Source organism: Mucilaginibacter sp. L3T2-6 (genome assembly GCF_030519355.1).
Taxonomy (GTDB): Bacteria; Bacteroidota; Bacteroidia; order Sphingobacteriales; family Sphingobacteriaceae; genus Mucilaginibacter.
Genome location: NZ_JAUMKC010000030.1, coordinates 1 through 21,818 on the forward strand (window position 1 = coordinate 1; position 21,818 = coordinate 21,818).

General features: G+C 44.4%; 18 protein-coding genes. 12 read left to right on the forward strand and 6 right to left on the reverse strand.

Annotated elements, in window-relative coordinates; genetic code table 11:
- From Q3W13_RS23410 to Q3W13_RS23430, 5 genes are all read left to right on the forward strand, one after another.
- On the forward strand, positions 1 to 376 hold a 376-nt coding region (locus tag Q3W13_RS23410; RefSeq protein WP_302868169.1), incomplete at its 5' end, for a relaxase/mobilization nuclease domain-containing protein.
- Entirely contained in the window at positions 373 to 774 is a 402-nt protein-coding gene (locus Q3W13_RS23415; protein ID WP_302868171.1) for a hypothetical protein, read from the forward strand. The genes Q3W13_RS23410 and Q3W13_RS23415, both read left to right, overlap by 4 nt.
- 25 nt (positions 775 to 799) lie before the next feature.
- Complete coding sequence (locus Q3W13_RS23420; protein ID WP_302868173.1) at positions 800 to 1,417, forward strand: hypothetical protein; 618 nt, start codon at positions 800 to 802, stop codon at positions 1,415 to 1,417.
- 1,205 nt (positions 1,418 to 2,622) lie between these two features.
- Positions 2,623 to 8,274 carry a HAMP domain-containing protein gene (locus Q3W13_RS23425; RefSeq protein ID WP_302868175.1) on the forward strand — a complete coding sequence of 1,884 codons (5,652 nt, stop codon included), beginning with the start codon at positions 2,623 to 2,625 and terminating at the stop codon, positions 8,272 to 8,274.
- Between the two features lie 7 nt (positions 8,275 to 8,281).
- Entirely contained in the window at positions 8,282 to 9,490 is a 1,209-nt protein-coding gene (locus tag Q3W13_RS23430) for a hybrid sensor histidine kinase/response regulator (protein ID WP_302868177.1), read from the forward strand.
- Between the two features lie 14 nt (positions 9,491 to 9,504).
- Here the strand turns inward: Q3W13_RS23430 and Q3W13_RS23435 are convergent, their stop codons facing one another.
- The 4 genes from Q3W13_RS23435 to Q3W13_RS23450 form a co-directional block, all read right to left on the reverse strand.
- Positions 9,505 to 9,894, reverse strand: coding sequence for a VOC family protein (locus Q3W13_RS23435; protein WP_302868179.1), 390 nt, complete (start codon positions 9,892 to 9,894; stop codon positions 9,505 to 9,507).
- Positions 9,895 to 9,903: 9 nt separating this feature from the next.
- Positions 9,904 to 10,284 (reverse strand): VOC family protein, encoded by a 381-nt coding sequence (locus Q3W13_RS23440; protein WP_302868182.1) that lies wholly within the window; start codon positions 10,282 to 10,284, stop codon positions 9,904 to 9,906.
- A 94-nt stretch (positions 10,285 to 10,378) separates the two neighbouring features.
- Positions 10,379 to 12,250, reverse strand: a complete 1,872-nt coding sequence (locus tag Q3W13_RS23445) for a M1 family metallopeptidase (RefSeq protein ID WP_302868183.1) — start codon at positions 12,248 to 12,250, stop codon at positions 10,379 to 10,381.
- A gap of 108 nt (positions 12,251 to 12,358) precedes the next feature.
- A complete protein-coding gene (locus Q3W13_RS23450) occupies positions 12,359 to 12,829 on the reverse strand; it encodes a carboxymuconolactone decarboxylase family protein (RefSeq protein ID WP_302868186.1) in 471 nt (156 codons plus the stop codon).
- 284 nt (positions 12,830 to 13,113) lie between these two features.
- On the opposite strand from Q3W13_RS23450, the gene Q3W13_RS23455 reads away from it, so the two are divergent.
- The 4 genes from Q3W13_RS23455 (at position 13,114) to Q3W13_RS23470 (ending at position 17,228) form a co-directional block, all read left to right on the forward strand.
- Positions 13,114 to 13,539, forward strand: a complete 426-nt coding sequence (locus Q3W13_RS23455; RefSeq protein WP_302868187.1) for an OsmC family protein — start codon at positions 13,114 to 13,116, stop codon at positions 13,537 to 13,539.
- 21 nt (positions 13,540 to 13,560) lie between these two features.
- A complete protein-coding gene (locus Q3W13_RS23460; RefSeq protein WP_302868189.1) occupies positions 13,561 to 14,397 on the forward strand; it encodes a maleylpyruvate isomerase N-terminal domain-containing protein in 837 nt (278 codons plus the stop codon).
- 58 nt (positions 14,398 to 14,455) lie between these two features.
- Positions 14,456 to 15,565, forward strand: a complete 1,110-nt coding sequence (locus Q3W13_RS23465) for a toxin-antitoxin system YwqK family antitoxin (protein ID WP_302868191.1) — start codon at positions 14,456 to 14,458, stop codon at positions 15,563 to 15,565.
- 283 nt (positions 15,566 to 15,848) lie between these two features.
- A complete protein-coding gene (locus Q3W13_RS23470) occupies positions 15,849 to 17,228 on the forward strand; it encodes an OmpA family protein (protein ID WP_302868193.1) in 1,380 nt (459 codons plus the stop codon).
- 136 nt (positions 17,229 to 17,364) lie between these two features.
- Here the strand turns inward: Q3W13_RS23470 and Q3W13_RS23475 are convergent, their stop codons facing one another.
- Positions 17,365 to 17,745, reverse strand: coding sequence for an SRPBCC domain-containing protein (locus tag Q3W13_RS23475; RefSeq protein ID WP_302868195.1), 381 nt, complete (start codon positions 17,743 to 17,745; stop codon positions 17,365 to 17,367).
- Between the two features lie 143 nt (positions 17,746 to 17,888).
- Positions 17,889 to 18,464, reverse strand: a complete 576-nt coding sequence (locus Q3W13_RS23480) for an acetate uptake transporter (RefSeq protein ID WP_302868198.1) — start codon at positions 18,462 to 18,464, stop codon at positions 17,889 to 17,891.
- A 108-nt stretch (positions 18,465 to 18,572) separates the two neighbouring features.
- On the opposite strand from Q3W13_RS23480, the gene gpmA reads away from it, so the two are divergent.
- From gpmA to Q3W13_RS23495, 3 genes are all read left to right on the forward strand, one after another.
- The gene (gene gpmA / locus Q3W13_RS23485) at positions 18,573 to 19,262 is read left to right on the forward strand and encodes a 2,3-diphosphoglycerate-dependent phosphoglycerate mutase (protein ID WP_302868199.1); all 690 of its coding nucleotides are present in this window, start codon (positions 18,573 to 18,575) and stop codon (positions 19,260 to 19,262) included.
- Positions 19,263 to 19,540: 278 nt separating this feature from the next.
- Positions 19,541 to 20,830 carry a serine/threonine-protein kinase gene (locus Q3W13_RS23490; RefSeq protein ID WP_302868201.1) on the forward strand — a complete coding sequence of 430 codons (1,290 nt, stop codon included), beginning with the start codon at positions 19,541 to 19,543 and terminating at the stop codon, positions 20,828 to 20,830.
- 17 nt (positions 20,831 to 20,847) lie between these two features.
- Positions 20,848 to 21,798 carry a hypothetical protein gene (locus tag Q3W13_RS23495; RefSeq protein WP_302868203.1) on the forward strand — a complete coding sequence of 317 codons (951 nt, stop codon included), beginning with the start codon at positions 20,848 to 20,850 and terminating at the stop codon, positions 21,796 to 21,798.
- Positions 21,799 to 21,818: the final 20 nt, after the last annotated feature.

A 21,818-nucleotide genomic window follows, 5' to 3' on the forward strand; every position in this document is an offset into this window, starting at 1 on the left:
CGGGCATATTGCATTAAGCTGGAGCCCTAACGATAAAGACATATTAACCGATGAAAAAATGGTCAGTATCGCCCAGGTATATTTGTTACGCATGAAGATACAGGACACGCAGGTTTTAATGGTACGCCATAAAGACCGGGAGCATCCGCATGTGCACATTATTTATAACCGGGTCAACCATAACGGTAAAACCATCGCCGATAACTTTCAACGGCAAAAGAGCATCAAGATTTGTAAGTCGCTCACCTTGCAGCATGGCCTGTTTATCGCGCAGGATAAGCAGAACGTTAACCGTCAGCAGCTAAAGGGAATAGATAAGGTAAAGTATGAATTACACGATACCATTAAGGCGGTCAGCCAAAAGGTGTACCTATGAATGAACTAAAGCAGGAGTTAGCGAAGCAAGGCATTGGTATGCTGTATAAATACAAAAGCGGTACGCTTGAAATACAAGGTATCAGCTTTAGTAAGGGTGAGTTCAAATTTAAAGGGTCAGAATTAGACCGCAGTTTAAGCTATGGCAGGTTAAGCAAGCAGATTGAGCAGCAAGCCGAGCAGAAACACGCTAAGGCGTTGGAACCATCGTTGGCAGACCAATTACGGGCAGCAATCAATAAGGATACCGGCAAAGAGCAATCCGGTCAGCAGCACAGCTTTATACCAGTAGGTTTTATACCTGTAATTACACCCGAACCTGAACCGCCCAGGAGAAAGAAAAAGAAAGGTCAGGGTCAGGACAACGATCAGGAACAAAGTCATGGCATGCACTGGTAAAATTTAAATTATAAAACATTATACAATGGAAAATAAAGAAAAGACCGTCGATGATGAAATTATCGACCAATTGGTAAAACGGGTAACAGAGATGGAAAAAAAGGCGGAGAAAATACCCGACTATACGCCCCATTTCGAGGCATTAAAGGAAATTTTTAAAGTGTTTTTAGTCAAGTACAATAAAGAGAGTGCCGAGCAAATAGCCGCCATCGGGCAAATGAACATTGCTTATCCCGCCGAACAAATCCAAAAGCAGCAGACGGAAATGCGCGGCATTTTAGATGCCATTAAACAAGCCTTGCCCATCAAGGTCAAGAACTCCTTAGATTTTAAGTCCAAAGGGGTGCTTATAGCGTTGGCCGCCATATTTATTTATCTCACAATGTCTACGGGTTTAAATATTTACCTATGGAAAGAGAATACTCATTTGGAAGCCATTGAAGTAAAATACCGGATGATAAAGCAGGTCGCTCCCGAAATAGGTTTATGGGCTGATACCACGTATTTAAATAATCCCGGCCTTGCGGAAAAGATGGTGACAAAGTTTGAAAGTGAGGAAGAAGCGCAAAAAACCAAGAACCATCTAAAAAGGAAGGGTGATAAGTCTAACGAAAGAATTGTTGGAAAAAACAAAACTCGGTAAAAAGGAAAAAAGAGGGCGGCCCTCTATTTTTCCTATCATCTTAAACAGCCGAATGAAAGCAAATCACAACGCGCGAAGCGCGTTGTGATTTGCTTTCATTCTTTGAACAACTGATATTTGGAACAACGGCCATCATAGCCGTAAAAATACTCTACTTCGAATAAACGTTAAGGACGTATGAAATGAGCCAAATTATCCACTTTTAAGAGGGAAAATTAGGGTTTGTAGTTGCGGCAAGCGGCTCCATTCTTACACCGCCAGCCTCACAGCAATGCAAACCGCGATTGCCGTTTGCATCTGCCCCTCATTCACCATAACCGCGAAGGTAGCCCACGCGGGGATAAAATGTCAAGGGTATACGGAGCGAGCCGGGTTGTCCGCTTTTCAGCGGCTGGCTCGCCCTTGACATTTTACCCGGCTAAGCGCTTTAGTTGCTTACATGGTGATTAAGGGACTGTCGTTCTTTAGACCAAAAGACGAACAGCAGGGCGAACAAATAGGCTTTTTTATATTAAAAAGATTTGTTATATTTGTATAACAAGTTCATTGACTATCTGTTACGAGTGCTTTAGTGATATAAAGTCAACTAAATGAAGTCTAATAAAATGAGACCCATTCGGTTACCATTTTCACAGCTTAACTTGATAACTATATTATAATCAACGTATTAAGGAGCAAGATAATCATCCTGCCATCCCGACGAAAGCGATACCAATCGAAGTCAAGAACCCGCAAATCACACTGATTTGCGGGTTCTTTGTTTTTGTTTCCCACCAAAAAACACCAATCAATATCAAGGAAGATGAGGGATCGAGCTTGATAATTGTAATACGAGGTTTGATGAGAAAGTGATTTTTTCAGTTTGCGCCTAATTATATTAACAAATTAGGGTTTTGTATTTTAGTGTGAAACCGCGGATCGGCGCGTTTCGTTATCTGTTTAAATCTCGCCAGAATACCAGGTTAACAATTGCTGTTATAACCACACTTTAAGCTTAGTACGTATATTTTTGAAAGAGGAAAAAAACTATTTCTCCTAAAACAATTTCTGGAAAATTCCATTTAACAGGAGGCCGGATAAATATGGCTATTGCCTATGTGATAAAAATTTCATACTATTATAATATTTTAATAATTTCGATACATTCTGTCGCTATTATTTAATTGTCGACATCTGCCTTTATTACATTTTCCAAAACCTTTCTTATGAAAGACGACATTTTAGAAAAAATTTTAGACGAAACCGCCGTTGTAAATGATTACCCCGGTGACACCCTGGATGTTAAAGAACTGCTGAAAGTTCTTTCGCTCGTTAAAAGTGGGAGGCTGAATGTGCGAATGCCGGTAACGCAAGCGGGCATTAACGGCCGCATCTGCGAGGTGTTAAATGACATCATCGATATGAATGAGCGCTTTGTAGCCGAGATATCTGCGGCGGAAGCTACGATCGGCAAGCGCGGAAACCTTTCAAAAAGAATTGAACTTCCCGAGGCAAAAGGGCAGTGGGCCAGCGGCGTTAATTCGCTAAATAACCTGATTGAGGACCTTACCTCGCCAACGCTGGAAATTGCGGGCATGATTAACTCGGTGGCTAACGGCGACTTGTCTAAACACATACCTCTCGAAATAAAAGGACACCCTTTGAAAGGCGAGTTTTTGCGTATCGCCAAAGAATCAAACCAAATGCTTTCCAAATTACAGCTATTCTCTATGGAGGTAACACGGGTGGCCCGACAGGTTGGATCGGAGGGTAAATTGGGAGAGCAGGCCAAAATTAAGGGAGTTGCGGGCGTATGGGCAGAATTGACCGACTCGGTGAACCAGATGGCAGGTAACCTAACCGCGCAAGTGCGTAATGTAGCTGCGGTGACAACAGCGGTAGCAAAGGGCGATTTATCCCGCAAGATTACCGTAGAAGCGAAGGGTGAGATACTGGAGCTGAAGAACACCATTAACACCATGGTTGACCAGTTGAATTCATTTTCTTCGGAGGTTACGCGCGTGGCGCTCGAGGTGGGTACCGAAGGTAAGTTAGGCGGGCAGGCCAAAGTGCCAGGTGTGGCAGGGACGTGGAAGGATCTCACTGACTCCGTAAACCGCATGGCCGGTAACCTGACGTCTCAGGTACGTAACATAGCTGGTGTAACCACTGCGGTGGCTAACGGAGATTTATCCAAGAAGATCACGGTTGACGTAAAAGGTGAAATGCTGGAGCTCAAGAAGACTATCAACACGATGGTGGATCAGCTGAACTCCTTTGCATCCGAAGTAACGCGCGTGGCCCTTGAAGTAGGTACAGAAGGTAAACTTGGCGGCCAGGCCCGCGTGAAGGGAGTTGGCGGTGTATGGAAGGACCTTACCGACTCCGTTAACCAGATGGGAAGTAACCTTACCGACCAGGTACGAAATATTGCGGGGGTAACCACAGCGGTAGCCAAAGGCGATCTTTCCCGGAAGATCACAGTTGATGCAAAAGGCGAATTGCTTGAATTGAAAAACACCATTAACACCATGGTAGACCAGTTGAACTCCTTTTCATCAGAAGTTACACGCGTTGCGCGCGAGGTTGGCTCGGAAGGGCAGCTCGGTGGACAGGCTAACGTGCCTGGGGTAGGTGGTACGTGGAAGGACTTAACAGATTCGGTAAACCAGATGGCGGGTAACCTCACCGGCCAGGTGCGCAATATAGCCGAAGTGACCACTGCGGTAGCAAAAGGTGACCTGTCAAAAAAAATTACGGTTGACGTTCAGGGCGAGATGCTGGAGCTTAAGATCACTATTAACACAATGGTGGATCAGCTTAATTCATTCGGTTCCGAAGTAACTCGTGTGGCGCGTGAGGTGGGTTCCGAAGGCCAATTGGGCGGGCAGGCCAATGTGCCTGGGGTAGGCGGAACTTGGAAGGATTTAACCGATTCGGTTAACAAAATGGCAGATAATCTAACCTCGCAGGTGCGTAACATTGCCGAAGTGACCACCGCAGTAGCGAAAGGCGACTTATCACGTAAAATCACTGTTAATGCTAAGGGCGAGCTGCTGGAGCTGAAGGATACCATCAATACCATGGTTGATCAATTGCGAGGTTTTGCATCGGAGGTAACCCGCGTAGCACGTGAGGTTGGCTCTGAAGGACAGCTTGGCGGTCAGGCCAACGTGCCGGGTGTAGATGGTACCTGGAAGGATTTAACAGATTCGGTAAATAAAATGGCAGGTAACTTAACGGCGCAACTACGAAACATCGCCGATGTATCCATTGCCATCGCGAACGGCGATTTGTCCAAAAAGATTACCGTTGACGTTAGGGGAGAAATTTTGCAGCTTAAAGAAACCATTAACACCATGGTTGATCAGTTGCGTGGCTTTGCATCAGAAGTAACGCGCGTGGCCCGCGAAGTGGGTACGGATGGTAACCTGGGCGGCCAGGCATTTGTGCCGGGTGTTGCCGGTACCTGGAAGGACTTAACGGACTCTGTTAACCAGATGTCGAGTAATTTAACATCGCAGGTGCGAAACATAGCTGAGGTTACAAAAGCGGTGGCGAGCGGCGACTTGTCTAAAACTGTGATCATCGACGTAAAAGGTGAGATCATGGATTTGAAGAACACCATTAATACGATGGTGGACCAACTTAACTCCTTCGCATCAGAAGTAACCCGCGTTGCCCGCGAGGTAGGCACGGAGGGCAAATTAGGCGGACAGGCACACGTACAGGGCGTTGCGGGTACCTGGAAGGATTTAACGGACTCAGTAAACCAGATGGCATCGAACCTAACCGGTCAGATACGCGGTATTGCGAAAGTTGCAACGGGCATTGCGAAAGGAAATCTAAAGCAGCGCTTATCAATAAACGCGTTGGGCGAAGTGGCGCAACTTACAGATACCATTAACGAGATGATTGACACGCTGGCTGTGTTTGCCGACGAGGTTACAACGGTTGCGCGTGAGGTGGGTGTTCAGGGCCGCCTTGGTGGTCAGGCCAGCGTGCCGGGCGCTTCGGGTACCTGGAAAGATTTGACGGAGAACGTGAACCAGCTGGCGCAGAACTTAACCGTGCAGGTTCGGTCAATATCTGAGGTTGCATCGGCGGTGACCAAGGGAGACCTTACCCGTACCATTCGTGTGGAAGCAAAAGGCGAGCTTGAGGCTTTGAAAGACACTATTAACCAAATGATTGCCAACCTGAAGGGCACTACGTTAAGAAACCATGAGCAGGACTGGTTAAAGTCAAACCTGGCTAAGTTTGCCCAAATGCTGCAGGGACAACGGGATAGAAATGCAGTGGCCAATAAGGTGTTGTCTGAATTGGCAGAACTGGTAAATGCCCGCTACGGTGCATTCTATATCTTAAAACAAGGTGACAGTTCGGAAGAGCCGAAGTTGAAACTGTTTGCCGGCTATGCGCAGAAAAGCCGGAAGCTTATTGATCAGGAGTTTTCGCTTAGCGAGGGCCTGGTTGGGCAATGCGCCACAGATAAAGAACGTATCCGGCTCGCCAATGTACCTAATGAATACCTGCAAATCAGCTCAGGTATCGGCAGTGCCGCGCCTATAGATTTGGTAATATTACCGGTGCTTTTTGAAAATAATGTTAAGGCCGTTATCGAGTTAGCGTCGTTTGAGAACTTCAGCGATACACACATTGACTTCCTGGATCAGTTAACCGAAAGTATTGGTATTGTGTTAAATAATATTGAGACAAACACCCGTACGGAAGAACTGCTGAAACAATCGCAATCACTAGCCGGAGAACTTTCTGCACAGCAGGAAGAATTACGACGTGCTAACGATGAACTGCATGATAAAGGACGCTCTTTGGAAGAAAAGGCCGAGCAATTGACACTGACATCTAAGTATAAGTCGGAATTCCTGGCTAATATGTCGCATGAATTGCGGACGCCGTTGAATAGTTTATTAATATTGGCGCAGCAGCTTTTTGAAAATCCGGAGGGCAATCTGACGGAAAAACAGCGCATGTTTGCTAAAACCATACACTCATGCGGTAATGACCTGATCCAACTGATTAACGATATCCTCGACCTGTCAAAAATAGAATCAGGGGTTATTGCGGCCGATGTTATGCCTGTAGGATTTAAGGAGATCACCGCATTTGCAGAATCTACCTTTAAGCCTATTTCGGAGGCCAAGAGCTTAAAATTTGACATTGAAGTGCAAAACGGCCTGCCGGACATGATGGAGACCGATATGCAGCGCTTAAACCAGATCTTGAAAAACCTGCTTTCAAATGCGTTTAAGTTTACAGAAAAAGGCGGTGTAAAGCTGAATATTTTCAAGCCGGGGCCGGGCCAGGAAAATCCGCTGAGCCACACCGAATCGGTAATAGCATTTTCAATCGAAGACTCGGGTATCGGCATTTCGGCAAACACACAGGGAATTATCTTCGAAGCATTCCAGCAGGCGGAAGGTTCAACCAGCCGTAAATACGGCGGTACGGGCCTGGGGCTTTCAATAAGTAAAGGCTTTGCAGAATTGCTGGGCGGCACAATAACGGTACGGAGCGAATTAGGAAAAGGAAGCGTATTTACCCTTTACCTGCCCTTGAAATATAAGCAGGAAAAAGCCACTCCCGCTAAGATTAAAGAGGCTCACCCGATGCCGCATTTACGCACCAGCACAATTGACGCCACAGAACTGGCCATAGATGACGACCGGCACAACATAACCGCCGAAGACAAAGTATTATTAGTTGTTGAAGATGATTTGCGGTTCACTAAAATACTGATCGATAAGGCACATGACTTTAAGCTAAAGGTTGTGGTTGCCATCACTTATCTTGAAATATTTGATAACATTATTAAGCACAATCCGGTTGCAATTACGCTGGATGTGAATATGCCTGAATCAAACGGATGGAAATTATTGAAACTGCTTAAAACTGATCCCAATTTAAGGCATATCCCTGTCCATGTGATATCGGGGGAAGAAAATAAGGTGATGGCCCTTAAGCTTGGTGCACGATCATTTAATTTAAAACCACTTTCAAACTCTACGCTGGATGAATTGATTACCGGCATCGTTAGTTTCAAGGAAGCCGCTAAAAAGAAGGTGTTGATTATCGAAGACAACATTGCAGAATTGCAGCGGCTGACGGAGTTAATTACGAACGACCGGATTGAGGTGTTCAGCGCGACGACCGCCAAAAAAGGCTTAATGGTGCTGAAGAAGGAACTATTTGATTGTGTGATATTAGACTACGCGTTACCTGATGCTAATGGCCTTGAGTTATTAAATGAAATTAATTTGTTAAAGCAGCCGCAAACAACTATTATTTTACACTCAGCACGCGACTTTACTCAAGACGAACTTATACAATTAAAGCGTTTAAATCATAAGATCATCAGTAAGACCCCTTTATCGCATATTATGCTGCTGGATGAAATTTTGGTATTGCTTCATATTGATAAAAAGCATGTAAGCGCCGAAAAACTGAGAATGATCGATGATATACGGCCTAAAAATGATGTGCTGGATAACAAAAAAGTTTTGGTGGTGGATGATGACGTAAGAAACCTTTTTGCTCTAACGGCGGTTTTTGAGCGCTCGAAGATAGACGTAATTACAGCGGAAAGCGGCCGTGAAGCACTTGAAATTTTAAACAAAGACAAAAATATCGATATTGTGCTGATGGATATTATGATGCCGGAGATGGATGGTTATGAAACCATACAGATCATCCGTAAAGAACCTAGGCACAAGAGTTTGCCGATAATAGCGGTAACTGCCAAGGCCATGATGGGCGACAGGCAAAAATGCATAGCATCAGGCGCATCAGATTATATTACTAAACCCGTTAAAACGGAGCAGCTGCTGTCGCTAATGCGCGTATGGCTGATTAAATAGCTAAAAAATGCCCGTAAAAATACTTCTGGTTGACGATAACGAAAATAATCTTCTTTCGATTGAAGCCTCGCTTGACGGGGAGAAATATGATTTTTACCGTGCTACCTCGGGAAAGGAGGCTCTTCGCATACTTTTAAAGGAAGAGGATTTTACCCTGATACTGCTTGATGTGATGATGCCGATTATGGACGGCTACGAGACGGCAGAGCTTATTTATCAGCGCGATAAACTAAAGCATATCCCTATTATCTTTATCACAGCGCATGATTACGAAGAAGCTGCGGTTTTTAAAGGTTACCGGGCTGGTGCAGTTGATTTTATCCGTAAACCATTTAACCCGGAAATCCTCCGCTCCAAAATAGCGGTATTCGCTGAGTTGTACCGTAAAAATCAGCAGCTGCGCCAGCAGGAAGAGAAGCTGCAGCAGATGAACAGTGAATTGATACAGCTTAACCAGGAACTTGAGCAACGTGTGCTGGAGCGCACCATGCAATTGGAGAACCTGAATCATGAACTGCAGGCTCTTAATTTATCTAAGGATAAATTCCTGTCGGTAATTTCGCACGACCTGCGCAATCCTCTGACCTCATTGTTAGCATCTTCCGATACGCTTACACGTGATGCTGAAAGGCTGCAGCCAAATCAAATAAGATTATTTTCCGGCATCATCAGCAAAACATCGCAAAAAATACTAGCTCAACTGAACGAATTGGTTGAGTGGGCTAAAAACCAGCGGGAGAAGACATCGTTCCGCCCTGAAAAAATTCATCTGAGACAAAACGTAAACGAGTCGCTGGAATTGCTGAAGGCAAACGCTGCACAAAAAGATCTGGTGTTGGAAAATGATACCGCGGATGGAATTTATATTAATGCCGACGGACTGATGCTTCGGTCTATTCTGCAAAACCTGGTGACAAATGCCATTAAGTTTACGCCAAGCGGCGGTGGGATAGTAACCGTTTCCGCACGCCCGGTTGATGAAATGATCGAGATTTGCGTAAAGGATACGGGGATAGGCATGTCCGAAGATATAAAGAAAACAATTTTCGGTCCTGTAAACACGGCTTCGCTGATGGGCACTAACCAGGAAAAGGGAACCGGGCTTGGCCTGATGCTGGTAAAAGATTTTGTTTTTCAGCACGGCGGTAAAATTCAGGTTGATAGTGAGCCTGGTAAAGGTACCTGTTTCAGCTTTACAATGCCGGTACTAAATTGAGGGGCAGGTTAAGCTTAATTCGTTTTGCTTTGTCTCAACTGAAAAACGTTGCCTTCAGGATCCTGGCCATCGCATAGCCAGTAGTTATAGTCATCGAAGGTTTTAATGTCGCCTATGGCTACCCGCTGATCAAGTAAATATGATCTTAGCTGATGTATATTTTCAGAGATATCAAACACCAGCTTTACGTTATTATTTGTTTTGGGTGAGTTGGTTGTGGCGGCCAGGTATTCGTCGCCCATCCGGTGCAGGCCGATCGTAAAATCGCCGGCCTTGAGTAATGCCCACATGTCTGGCTGATATTCAAGAGGTTCAAATTGAAAAAGACGCGTGTAAAAATCCTTCAGGCCCTCAACGTCGCGTACGAAAAGTATAACGCTGGTTAATGATATGTTTGTCTCCATCGTAATTAATTATTGCTCAATAAAACCCAGCAGGTAACCATCCGGGTCAGCCAGATAAAATTCGCGTCCATAGGGCATTTGGCGTAACGGCTGCACTACGCTTGTTACATTATGTTGTACTGAATTAAATAGTTCCTCAATGTCTTCAACTGAAAAAACGATATCTAAGTCTTCGTTTTTTCGTCTGTTTTCACGTTCCTTGTTTGAAGGTTCGCCCTGTTTTAAATGAACTGAATAACTGTCTTTGGTTAACGCAGCGTAAAAATCCTCATATTGAAAACTTATTTGAAATCCGATCATTTGATAGTACTGAATGGATTCTTTAAGACTTTTTACCAATAGCTGCGGGCTTAGGTCTTTTATTTTTAGATAAACGCCGGTATTCATCATATAACGTTATTCGTCTGTCTCATAAACTAACAACTTGAATAACAAACGCACGCCGGCATCTTAACCAGCGTGCGTTTAGTGTTATCCCTTATTTTTATTTACCCGAAGCAGCGGGTTCTGCTGGCCAAATGTTGTCTTTATCGTTGGCGTCAACAAATACGCCGCCGTCAAGACTAACCGATTTGATATCGCTTAAAGCTTTTACAGTAACGGTGGCGTTCTTTTGATCTTGTTTCCAAACAGAAGGTTTTTGGTGAACGGTAGAAACTGTACCATTGGAATATGTTACTGTTAAATCGAACGGCGATGCAAAACCGCCGATATTTTTGATAGCTATCTTATAATCTCCACCCGATTTTTCTACTTTTTCTATAGCGAGGTCTACATAGCTTGGAGTAAAGAACCAATTGTTAAAAAACCAGTTCAGATTTTTGCCGCTGCCGGAGTTCATCGAGTTGAAGTAATCCCATGGAATAGGGTGTTTGCCATGCCAGTTATCCATGTAGTTGTGCAGCGCTTTTTTAAATAAGGCATCACCCAGCATATCTTTTAATGCAAGATAGCTCAGAGACGGTTTGCCATAAGCGTTATTACCACCGCCAAAGGTTACTTCGTTTGAGGGAGTTATAATAGGCATTTCCTTAGCGTGCGGTCCGTGAGTCCAGCGGTTGATGCGGAATTGCTTATAGAAATCGTCGGCTGCTTTTTTCCCTTTTTCTACCGTACCTATTAATAATTCGTAAGTGGTTGCCCAACCCTCGTCCATAAAGGCATAACGGCTTTCGTTGATACCCATATAGAACGGAAAGTAGGTGTGTGCTATCTCGTGGTCTTGCACCATTTCGGCGAATCCCAAGTCCTTGGTGTGGCTATCATTAACCATCATTGGATACTCCATATCCGCAAAACCCTGATAAGCGGTCATTTTGGGAAAAGGATAGGGAACTCCCGGCCAGTTATTCGAAAACCAATCCAGGGCAAAACGGCTAAACTGTACCGAATGGTGGAAATCTTCAGAAGCGTCAGGGAAAGCGGCCTGCACGCTGGTACGGCGATGAGTCGCTTTATCTACTATAACACTTGCAGCGTCCCAATCATAATGATCACTTATGCCAACAGCCATATCTGATACATTGTTAGCTGTCCACGTCCAGGTGTTGGTTGGATTTTGGGCGGTTATATTTTTGGCCGCCAAATCGTTCGCCGTCGCTATATGAACAGTTGAGTCGCTGGTCATTGACGCTTCGAGCCTTTTCGCTGCGGCCGGTTGTAAAACTTTATCCGCATTCTGCAACGTACCGGTTGCCCAAACAATAAAGTTCTTAGGTACAGTTACATTAAGCGTATAGTCGTTAAAATCATTATAAAACTCTAATCCGCCGGTGTGTGGTTGCACATCCCAACCTTTGTAATCATCATAAACGGCTACGCGCGGGTAAAAATAAGCCAGATAAAAGCTTGTTGAGTCGATAACCCCTTCGCGTCCGCGGCCTTTTGAAAGTTCGTAATGCCACTTAATATTTAGTTTTACTGAATCATGTGGCGCCAGCGGTTTTACCAGGGCGACCATATAATTTGTAGTCGTAGCTTTTGCATTATCCCAGGCGGCTTTCGCGCCGTTTATTTCAAATTCATCAACTTGTATAGCTGCTGAAGAGGCAGAGGCACTGCGTGCGCTATGGACATTCATAATCAGCTTCATGTTGAGGCTGTCGAGCGTTTTGGGACTGTTGTTTTTATAGCTGATCTGTTCCACGCCTTTTACGGTATTGACGGGAGGGTTAACTGTTACGGAAATATTGTACCGCCCGTGGTTCTGCCAATAATTTTTGCCCGGCTTGCCATTCATAGACCGGGTGCCATTTGCATACGCTTTCGCAATTTCAGGAGGCATGGGCAAGGTTTGTGCAGTAGCACCTAATAGTATAAAGCACAAAAAAGCAGAGAGTGTGATTGATTTTATCATGTTTTTGAGAATGTTGTTTAGATCAACCTTCAAATTTACAGATATTAATTATCACGCCATCTGCTTCAGGTAACGATTATGTTGCAATTTCAGTTGCACATTCCCACTTTAGTGGGCGGTACTGAACTGGCCGACCACGTAAGTGCCAACCGGCGGGCGGAAGGCAATATTGATGCGGTTGTAATTGTTAATAGTATTTGTTGCAACAGTTAAGTCAACGATCTCTGCCTCCGAAAAATGCCGTGTTATTTCATTAAATACCTCATCAGAAATCTGTCCGTTGGTTATTTTGGTAACTGCTTCAGCCCAGGCGAGCGCTGCCCGTTCACGATCAGTGAAAAACGGAGTTTCGCGCCATGCGTCCATCACATAAAGCCGCTGTTCACTTTCGCCATTGGCGCGCAGGTCTTTCGAATGCATATCCAGACAAAAGGCGCAACCATTTATTTGTGACACACGAAAGTAGATCAAATCAAAAAGTGATTGTTCTATGGTTGATTTTGTCAGGTAGGCCCCTAATGCGGACATTGCTTTAATTGCCCGCTGACCATTTTCGAAAAGATTAATTCTTGTTTCCATTTTCAGTTATTATTTGCTTTTATACCTCAATAATGAATGAGATTTTAGAAAATGGACAGCCGTGGGAATTTTTTTTGCACGGTGGTATGCCTAATCCATGCTAGTTATACGAAGATTATGGTTGTCTCTTATAATGCCAATAATATGTCCTGATTTATTAGATTATGCGAATGCAAATCGGATAGGGGTGAGGGAATGGGAGGAAATGATGGAATATTACGCAGGGGTTAAACTTTCGTTGTCGCAAAGTACTATATTAGCCTCGTTATACAATTAAACACAGTATGTCTAAAATTGAACTTACACGCGTTAAAGGTGATTTTGGTTTCGAGGCTAAAGATGAACAGGGCCATGTTGTGCGAATGGACAGCAGCCCGGAAAGCGGTGGTTGGGACTTTGGCGTCAGACCGATGCAAATGTTGCTGATGGGCCTTGCAGGCTGCTCGGCAATCGATGTTATCACCATCCTGAAAAAACAGCGTCAGGAAATTAAAGAATACAAAATGGTGGTAAATGGTGACCGTGAAGCCGGGAAAGAGCCGTCATTGTGGAAAGACGTTTCTATCGAATTTCATCTTTACGGTACCATCGACGAAGATAAGGCGGTGAAGGCTGCAGAATTATCTATCAATAAATACTGCTCAGTTGCGGCCACACTTGAAAAAGCCGGCGCTGATATTAAATGGCGTGTTTTTGTACATAAGGGATAAATCCATTAACTAACCGAAGCGATGGACCGCATAGTGCCAATCCCGACACTTCATCTTTTTCCGGCATTAAATGATTTGCTTATCGACCTGCTCCGGTCGTTGAGCCCTGAAGACTGGTATAAACAAACCGTAGCTCCGAAATGGCTGGTTAAGGATGTTGCTGCCCACTTGCTGGATACCAATATGCGGGATATTGCGGCGGCTAATAATTATAGTGCGACCCCGCCGCAGAATATTAACTCTTATCAGGATCTTGTAGATTACCTGAATGAGCTTAATGCAATTTGGATAAAGGCGATGGACAGGGTTAGTCCCCAGCAGCTGATTGACTTGCTCGAATCAACAGGGCCACAGTATCATCAGTACCTGCAATCCCTTTCACCATTCGAAAAGGCGCGCTACGCGGTATCGTGGGCAGGCGAGGAGGAATCAGAAAACTGGTTTCATATTGCGCGTGAGTATACCGAAAAATGGCACCATCAGCAGCAGATACGCGATGCAGTTGGTAAGCCGGGTATAATGCACCGTAAGTTGTTTTATCCCTGTATTGATACCTTTATGCGTGCATTGCCCCACACATACCGGAATGTTAAGGCCAGGGAAGGCGCATTGGTAAAAGTTAGCGTCGGCACAGAAGCCGGTGGCGATTGGTTCTTGCAACATCTGTCAGGCGTGTGGGTGATGACGGACAATACGGAACGATACACCCCTGATGCTTCGGTAAGCTTAACGCCGGATACTTCCTGGAAAGTTTTTACTAAAGCCATGACCGCGGCGGACGCAATAGCAAAATCGGAACTAAGCGGAGATGACGAATTAACCCGCCCCTTGTTTGGTATGCTGTCTGTTATGGCGTAAAATAAAAGAAAATTTTCGCGAAAAGATATTTTGCTATATTAGCCTTAAACCTGAGCAAATGTCTAAACTTTTTCCTTTTTATTACCTCGTTTTTTTTGCGATTACAGTTAGCGCCCAGCAAACAGTCAACCGTCGTATTAACTTTAACCCGATAGATAAGGATAGTTTGAACCTGCCTTTAAATGAACAGTTTAAGCTAATTGAAGATAGCTGTGCAACTATCATCAGGCGCGTCAGGTTCAATTTTGACACACGCAAATTTCATGGCCCGTTCACCGATGTGCGAAAAGATAACCCGGCAGTTACGCTTACCGAGGGATACTATAATGCAGACGGACTAAAGGAAGGTTTATTTATAATCCGGTATGCCAGCGGAAACATAAAGGCGAAAGGGAATTTTAAGGACGATGCCTTTGACGGAAAATGGGAGATGTATTACGACAATGGCAAGCCTGAATTAGACTTTGAAGTAAAGGATGGCGTTTACAGCGTAACCGCGGCATGGGACGAAAAAGGAAACAAGACGATTGATAAAGGGAATGGCTCCTATATAGCCGATATGTCATACTACTTATGGAAAGGGAAACTGGTGGATGGCAGACCGGATGGCACCTGGAAAATGTATCAGAGCAATGATCCCGATAAAATGACGATAGCGACAGAGCATTTTAAAAAGGGTGAGTTTATTGATGGCCGCAATAAATTCGGCCCGTATATAAATGAGTCAAGAATCAGGCTGGTGAACGAGGGTCAATTCCCGTTTGTCAATGCGGAAAAATTATTGGCAGGGGCTCCCTGCAATATTTCCGGTCCCGGGAAAGGCCTGGTCAACGCCCATTATAAGGGGGGTATGGATGCTTTTAACTACGATCTCCGCAATGCTCTTACCGGCTTTTTTAACCATGTAAACCTTGATGGAAAAGAAGGAAGATTTGATATTGTAGGCGACATATCGACAACGGGGCACATTGAAAACCTTGTGAGAAAAGGGGGAAGCAACATCGATGAAGTGGCCAGCGGGATTATGCGGATAATTCATGATCTGCCAAAATTGATACCTGCTACATTGAACGGGAAACCGGTAACAGAACAATTTAAACTTGAGCTGGACCTTTCAAAAGGCTCCTATACCTATACATTTCAGTTTTTACCAGTTAAATTTCGTTAGATGGCTGACCATAATACTATACATTTTTCAGGCTCATACTTTAGCCAACGGCAAAATGTAAAGTCGGCAGCTTTGAGTTATTTCCCAGAAATTTCCCTTTCGTAATGCACGTTTTTTTAATGCTGTTTATCAATGTGTTAAGCGATTATTAAAAAAATATACCCATAACTTCCTGCTTTTGAGATGTGGATATGTTTATAAGATTTTTGGCGCTATGGCATCGATGTTGTCAGCCGGGGGTATGCTTGACTAATAGAAAAGCATACACTTAAAATCAAACATCATGAAAAAACATTTAACAAAAGCCAGCCTGCTGCTAACCGGCTTGCTGGCAGGCGGCAGTGTATTTGCACAAACGGCCGATACCACTAAAGCAACGACAACAGACTATGTTCAGCCCTTTTCACCCGATAATGCGTTTCGTACCTGGTCGGTAGGCGTAAATGGGGGATTAATGACACCTTTTACTATTTTCGGAAAGAAAAGCAGCCAGGACTTCAGATCTCCACACTCAAAAATTGGCTACGGTGCTTACATAAAAAAACAGATCACCTCAGGGTTTGGCTTACAGGCTAATTTTATGGGCGGACAGCTTGCCGGCGCTAACGGTCAACCAACCGGAACTGGGAATACCATGGACAGTTACGAAACAAAGTTAAATTATGCATTAAGCCTGAATGCCGTTCTATCCGTAGGAAACATTACCTTCCGGCACAACCACAATTTTATACAGCCATACGCCACAGTTGGTATTGGGGGGTTGAATTATAATCCTACAGTTGTCATAAATGGCACTTCACAAAATGTTACCGCTAACGGCGGTTCTCTTAATGAATGGTTTGTGCCGGTTGGAGCCGGCTTTAAAATAAATGTGTCGAGAGGAATTAATATCGATTTGGGTTATCAGGTGAACTTTGCGTATGCTGACAATCTGGATGGTTATAGATATGGGGCGCATAACGACCGATTCTCCTATGCCCACGCCGGCTTGGAATTTGCCCTTGGAAGTAAATCAAAACCTCAATTGGCTGCCCATAACCCGGTATCATCAATCCGGACCGAATATATGATGGAGAACCGCAATACCCGTAACCAGTTGCAAAGTCAAATAGATGCGCAGAAAGCAGCCAATGAACAGCTGAAAGCTGAATTGGCGACTACTAACGCTAACCTTGCTAAATTTACGGCTGACAGCGACAACGACGGCGTGCCGGATTTCTACGACAAATGCCCGAACACTCCGGCAGGTACAAAAGTTGACGGTTCAGGTTGTCCGCTACCTGCGCCGAAACAAATTACAACGGTGATTACTGAAGAAGACAGAAAAGTTGTAAGGGATGCCATCGCCAATCTTGAATTCGATTTCGGTAAAGCTACGATCCGCGCTCATTCATATCCTAGCCTCGACCGCGTTGCTAAGCTGCTTGTCGACAAAAATTTTAGCCTGAAGCTGGCGGGGCACACCGATAATGTTGGTTCTAACGACGCCAATATGAAGTTGTCAAAAGACCGTGCAGAGTCGGTTAAATCTTACCTGGTTAGTAAAGGCGCCAATGCATCGCGCATTGAGGCTACCGGCTACGGCGAAACACAACCAATTGCAAGCAACAAAACTGCAAAAGGACGCCAGCAGAACCGCAGGGTAGAGTTTACCTTATATTAAGGAATATAACTCGAATAAGAAAAGACAGAAAGTCCTGGTTTTATCGGGACTTTCTGCCTTTATAACCATTATAAATCATACCACGAGCAGGAGACGGTACGAGCTTTCCTGTTAGCCCTGGGATAAGATAGTCCTGTTATTCCACCTCAAAGAATTCTGCCAGCGCGCCGAAATAACTGTTATCCCATCCATCAACGAATTCGGCGTATTCGGCATCCGGTATATTGGTGTGCCTTAATTCTACAGAGGCGCCGCCTTTTTCGGGGTGCAGTTTTATGGTTACAATAGACTCAGCAGGTTGCCCGTCAAAATACCATTGCTGTACTATCTTTTTATTTTCCTCAAATTCAAGGTTCTTGCCGATGATGCTGCCTTCCCACAGAGAAAACTCAGAACCAGGTATTGTCGACATCTCGGCTGCTTCGCCAGTCCACAACTCAATAGTAAGCGGATTTGTTAAAGCGGCATATATTTCTTCAGTCGTTGCCGGCAGGTGATAGTATTTTTTAAAGTCCATTTTGTTTTTATGATTCACCGATTTGAAAATGATTTCACCAATGATTTATTTGATTAGTTACCGATGCGAGTTTATTAACCGCAAATCTATTCAATCATTCTAAATCCAGCGTTCAATCGGCCAAAATCGAAACACATTTCGCATTATACCGGCCAAACGGTTCTTCCGTATAATGGATTCAGTACATTGGCAATCCCGGTGTAAATGGCCGACGCACCGCAGATGATACCTTCAAAGCCTGCAATTTTACCAATAGTTTCGTTGCCCGTTCCATGCTCTGCCGCAAGTAAAAAGAATAGTATGGTTAGCGTCGCGAATATAAAACGGAGAGCGCCGTTCAGTTTCAGGGTACCGAAAAACAAGAACAGTGTAAATAATCCCCACATAATTAAATAAGCGCACATACCGGCCTCTGAGGGTTTTGGCGCCCAACCGAATTTCGGTATGACGATCAACCCCACCAGCGATAGCCAGAAAAGACCATAGGATGTAAAGGCAGTCAGGCCGAAAATATTATTCTTTTTAGCCTCTAATACCCCGGCAATCACCTGTGCAATGCCTCCGTAAAAAATGCCCATGGCCAGTATCATGGAATTTAGCTCAAAAAAACCTGCATTATGGAGGTTAAGCAGAACGGTGGTCATGCCGAAAGCGCACAGACCAAGAGGTGCAGGATTAGCAATGCCGTCGCCTGCCGGAACTGGTGTTGTTGGAATCATGATTTTTAGGTTTAATAAATTGGTTTGCAATGCAATTTAACTGTTTAAGCCACATTTACAAAGTTTTTCTGCAAACCGATGGCTAACTTTACCGTTAACCATTTAACTATGCAAAAATTAGTACTGCTGCGTCACGGCGAAAGTGTTTGGAATAAGGAAAACCGTTTTACAGGCTGGACAGATGTTGACCTGTCCGAAGACGGTGTAATCCAGGCAAAAAAAGCGGGGGAAGTGCTGAGATCTCAAGGGTATAATTTTGATACCGGATTCACCTCATTGCTGAAACGTTCGATAAAAACCTTACATATCGTGCTGGAAGTGCTTGACCACTTGTGGATTCCGGTTCAGAAATCCTGGCGGTTAAATGAGCGGTTCTACGGCGCGCTGCAGGGATTAAATAAAGACGAGACGATAGCCAAATACGGTATTGAACAAGTGCAAAAGTGGCGCCGGGACCCACACGAACTACCCCCGGCTATAACAAAGGATGATAACCGCTACCCGGGTAAAGATATTCGTTATAAAGACCTCACTGAGCGGGAATTGCCACTCACCGAAAATTTAAGCCAGACCATGGACCGCGTTCTGCCGTTTTGGAATGAGTTTATCGTTCCGGCCATGCGCGGTGACCAGAAAGTGATAGTTTGCGCCCATGGCAATAGCCTGAGGGCACTCATTCAGTATATCGATCATTTGACCGACGAAGAGGTTACCCAACTGGATTTGCCTACCGGTGTTCCGTTGATCTATGAACTGGATGAGGAGCTGAACCGCATAAGGCACTATTATCTTGAGTGATCTGTTGAAATTGTAGCTGGTTTGTGTCCTGGGTTTCTGTAATTGAATCGGCTATAGGCATACAGTTGTTATTTTTGATATTCCGGCGATAACGGCCTTACCGGGAACATGGAAATGCTTTATAGTGAATCAAATTACACTACTAACGGCGAATTCCATTCTGAAATTTTTCTTCCCTTTTTTCGTTTAAAATTCCTTTAAAAAGGTTTTAAACATAATAGATTTGTTAGCGTTTATTAAGTTCAGACTTGAACTTCAAAAAAGATCAACTACAAAGAATGAGTAAAGTATTTACGATTACCCAGGGACTGGAAAATATGGGTGCGCTGCGCACAGGTGGCCAGGGTTCGGTATATAAAGGCAGGCGCATCGGCCCGATCATCAGTGCGGTAAAGCTGCTGCCGACGCCGATACATAGCGAAAGCAAAGAAGATAAAAATTACCGTAATTTTTTAAACGAGGTTGAAAAGCTTAAAAAGGTAAACGAAATTCCTAATCCCAATGTAGTAAAAATATTAAACTCAGGTATCACCGAAAGCGGTTCTTTCCCTTTTATCGAGATGGAATTTATCGAGGGGCCTGACCTGGAGGAACTGCTGAAACCGCCTCACGAAAAGATATTTACCATAAAGGAAACTATTAAGGTTGCCGATCAGTTGGCCTGCGCATTGTCGCATTGTCACAAGGTAGGGGTGAAACACGGCGATATTAAGAGCAATAATGTAAAGTTCAATAACAATACCGGCAACTACGTTTTACTGGATTTTGGCTTGTCGGTAATGTCTGACGAACAACGCCGCAGCAGTATGCGGCACGCCGGGGCCATTGAATTTATGGCGCCTGAGCAGAATGAAGGGCAAATGCTGTTCCAGACAGATGTGTACAGCTATGGCATTATTTTATATGAGCTGCTTGCCGGACAAGTACCCTTTCCGTTAAAGGATAATGGTGAAACCGCACGAAATCACGTTATGTTATCGCACATGGAAACACCTGTGCCTGATCTGTTAGCCCTGCGAAAGGAAAATTTCCCGAAAGACTGGCCTAAGCGTGAACTTGAAATACCGGGCTGGCTGATGGAGATGATAGCCACTTGCCTGGAAAAGAAACCTGAAGACCGATATGCGAACGGGGAGGCTCTGCATGAGGTTATTTCTGACGCAAGTATTAAAGAAGTGCGCGTGGAGGTAATAAAGGAAGTAAAGGTGCCTGCTCCGGCACTGGCGCCTGCACCTATAGTGGTCAATAAGTCGAATATTTTGAGTCCGCCCGGTACCATGCGCTTGTCGACATCGGTATTCGCAGGTTTAATGATCCTGCTGGCCGGCTTTATGGCCTATTCGGGCTATTCCCTTTTCAGGCCTGTGCAAACGGTAATAAAACCAATTAAGACGGTTTTTATCGATACGGCACATATTGTGGATAGCGTGCGTGAAGTGGATGCCAAACGCTACGAGGCGCGAAGATTAAAACAAAAACAAACGGATTCGGCAAGGAAGGCGGCAATAGAAAAGGCTATGCAGGGAAATCCTGATTCAACAGCAACCGATACCACAACCCACAACTAAGAACCGCAAACAATCACATGGAACAAAAGCCTTCGATATGGCAACGCCTGGGTATACAGGATTGGTTTTTAACCAGTCAGGAACACGCCAAAGCAAAAAAGCAACCGGGTTTAACACCCGACGACGTTTATAATTATGTAGTCGCTAAGTTTAGTGATTCGATACGTGAGCTGTCATTTGCAGACCGCGTTGTTTTTTACCACGAATATATCATCAGCTTTAATGAAGAAGACTATAAACAATTCCTGGATAACAAACAGGGATTGTTCGGACTCATTATTAATGAAAGCGTGAAGAAATTTTATGACCTGCTAAGCCAGTACCGGACTGCCGGTAAAACCGTGGTGCCATCAAGCTCAAAGTGGGTATTCAGGCTGGTATCACATCCTGATTATCAGCGCGGCGATATTGGTTTTATAGGAAAGCTGTTGCCGGGAAGCAACAAAAAAGAGGAGAACCTGCGGGTTACCTTCATTCCAAGACAAACAGGTGTGGCTCAAACATTCGATATCAGCAATGATGTGCTGGGCGCTTTCAATTATTACAGCGAAGGCTACTATGAATTGCCTTATGTTGAGAATTTGGAATTTGATGAAAAAGGCGCACCTAAATCAGGTAAAAAATACCTGGCCCGCTTCGAGACTATTTTGCCTGAAAAACAGTTTGCAGGTAAAAAGGTTGAATACCTGATGACTGATGATGAGATTATAGTATCTGGCGAAGACGAAACCCGTGAGGATGGCAATATCTTCAAGATTCCGACGGAGTGGGTAAATACGCCTCATCTGCGCATCAGGTATAATAAATCTGATGGCAAATTTTACCTGGCGTCGTTTGGGGAGCTGACCATTCTTAACGAACAGGATGTGGAGCGCAGCGATGTAAATGCCCCGTCGTGGGTAGAACTGCCGGTAAACTCTAAAATATTGCTGAACGGAATTGTAGGTATAAATTTATTTAAACAGTAGTCGCTATGTCTCAAATATTG

Bases quoted from the DNA above. Each gene is read 5' to 3' on its own strand.
- Q3W13_RS23415 (WP_302868171.1), top strand. From the start codon at position 373: ATGAATGAACTAAAGCAGGAGTTAGCGAAGCAAGGCATTGGTATGCTG.
- Q3W13_RS23420 (WP_302868173.1), top strand. From the start codon at position 800: ATGGAAAATAAAGAAAAGACCGTCGATGATGAAATTATCGACCAATTG.
- Q3W13_RS23425 (WP_302868175.1), top strand. From the start codon at position 2,623: ATGAAAGACGACATTTTAGAAAAAATTTTAGACGAAACCGCCGTTGTA.
- Q3W13_RS23430 (WP_302868177.1), top strand. From the start codon at position 8,282: ATGCCCGTAAAAATACTTCTGGTTGACGATAACGAAAATAATCTTCTT.
- Q3W13_RS23435 (WP_302868179.1), bottom strand. From the start codon at position 9,894: ATGGAGACAAACATATCATTAACCAGCGTTATACTTTTCGTACGCGAC.
- Q3W13_RS23440 (WP_302868182.1), bottom strand. From the start codon at position 10,284: ATGATGAATACCGGCGTTTATCTAAAAATAAAAGACCTAAGCCCGCAG.
- Q3W13_RS23445 (WP_302868183.1), bottom strand. From the start codon at position 12,250: ATGATAAAATCAATCACACTCTCTGCTTTTTTGTGCTTTATACTATTA.
- Q3W13_RS23450 (WP_302868186.1), bottom strand. From the start codon at position 12,829: ATGGAAACAAGAATTAATCTTTTCGAAAATGGTCAGCGGGCAATTAAA.
- Q3W13_RS23455 (WP_302868187.1), top strand. From the start codon at position 13,114: ATGTCTAAAATTGAACTTACACGCGTTAAAGGTGATTTTGGTTTCGAG.
- Q3W13_RS23460 (WP_302868189.1), top strand. From the start codon at position 13,561: ATGGACCGCATAGTGCCAATCCCGACACTTCATCTTTTTCCGGCATTA.
- Q3W13_RS23465 (WP_302868191.1), top strand. From the start codon at position 14,456: ATGTCTAAACTTTTTCCTTTTTATTACCTCGTTTTTTTTGCGATTACA.
- Q3W13_RS23470 (WP_302868193.1), top strand. From the start codon at position 15,849: ATGAAAAAACATTTAACAAAAGCCAGCCTGCTGCTAACCGGCTTGCTG.
- Q3W13_RS23475 (WP_302868195.1), bottom strand. From the start codon at position 17,745: ATGGACTTTAAAAAATACTATCACCTGCCGGCAACGACTGAAGAAATA.
- Q3W13_RS23480 (WP_302868198.1), bottom strand. From the start codon at position 18,464: ATGATTCCAACAACACCAGTTCCGGCAGGCGACGGCATTGCTAATCCT.
- gpmA (WP_302868199.1), top strand. From the start codon at position 18,573: ATGCAAAAATTAGTACTGCTGCGTCACGGCGAAAGTGTTTGGAATAAG.
- Q3W13_RS23490 (WP_302868201.1), top strand. From the start codon at position 19,541: ATGAGTAAAGTATTTACGATTACCCAGGGACTGGAAAATATGGGTGCG.
- Q3W13_RS23495 (WP_302868203.1), top strand. From the start codon at position 20,848: ATGGAACAAAAGCCTTCGATATGGCAACGCCTGGGTATACAGGATTGG.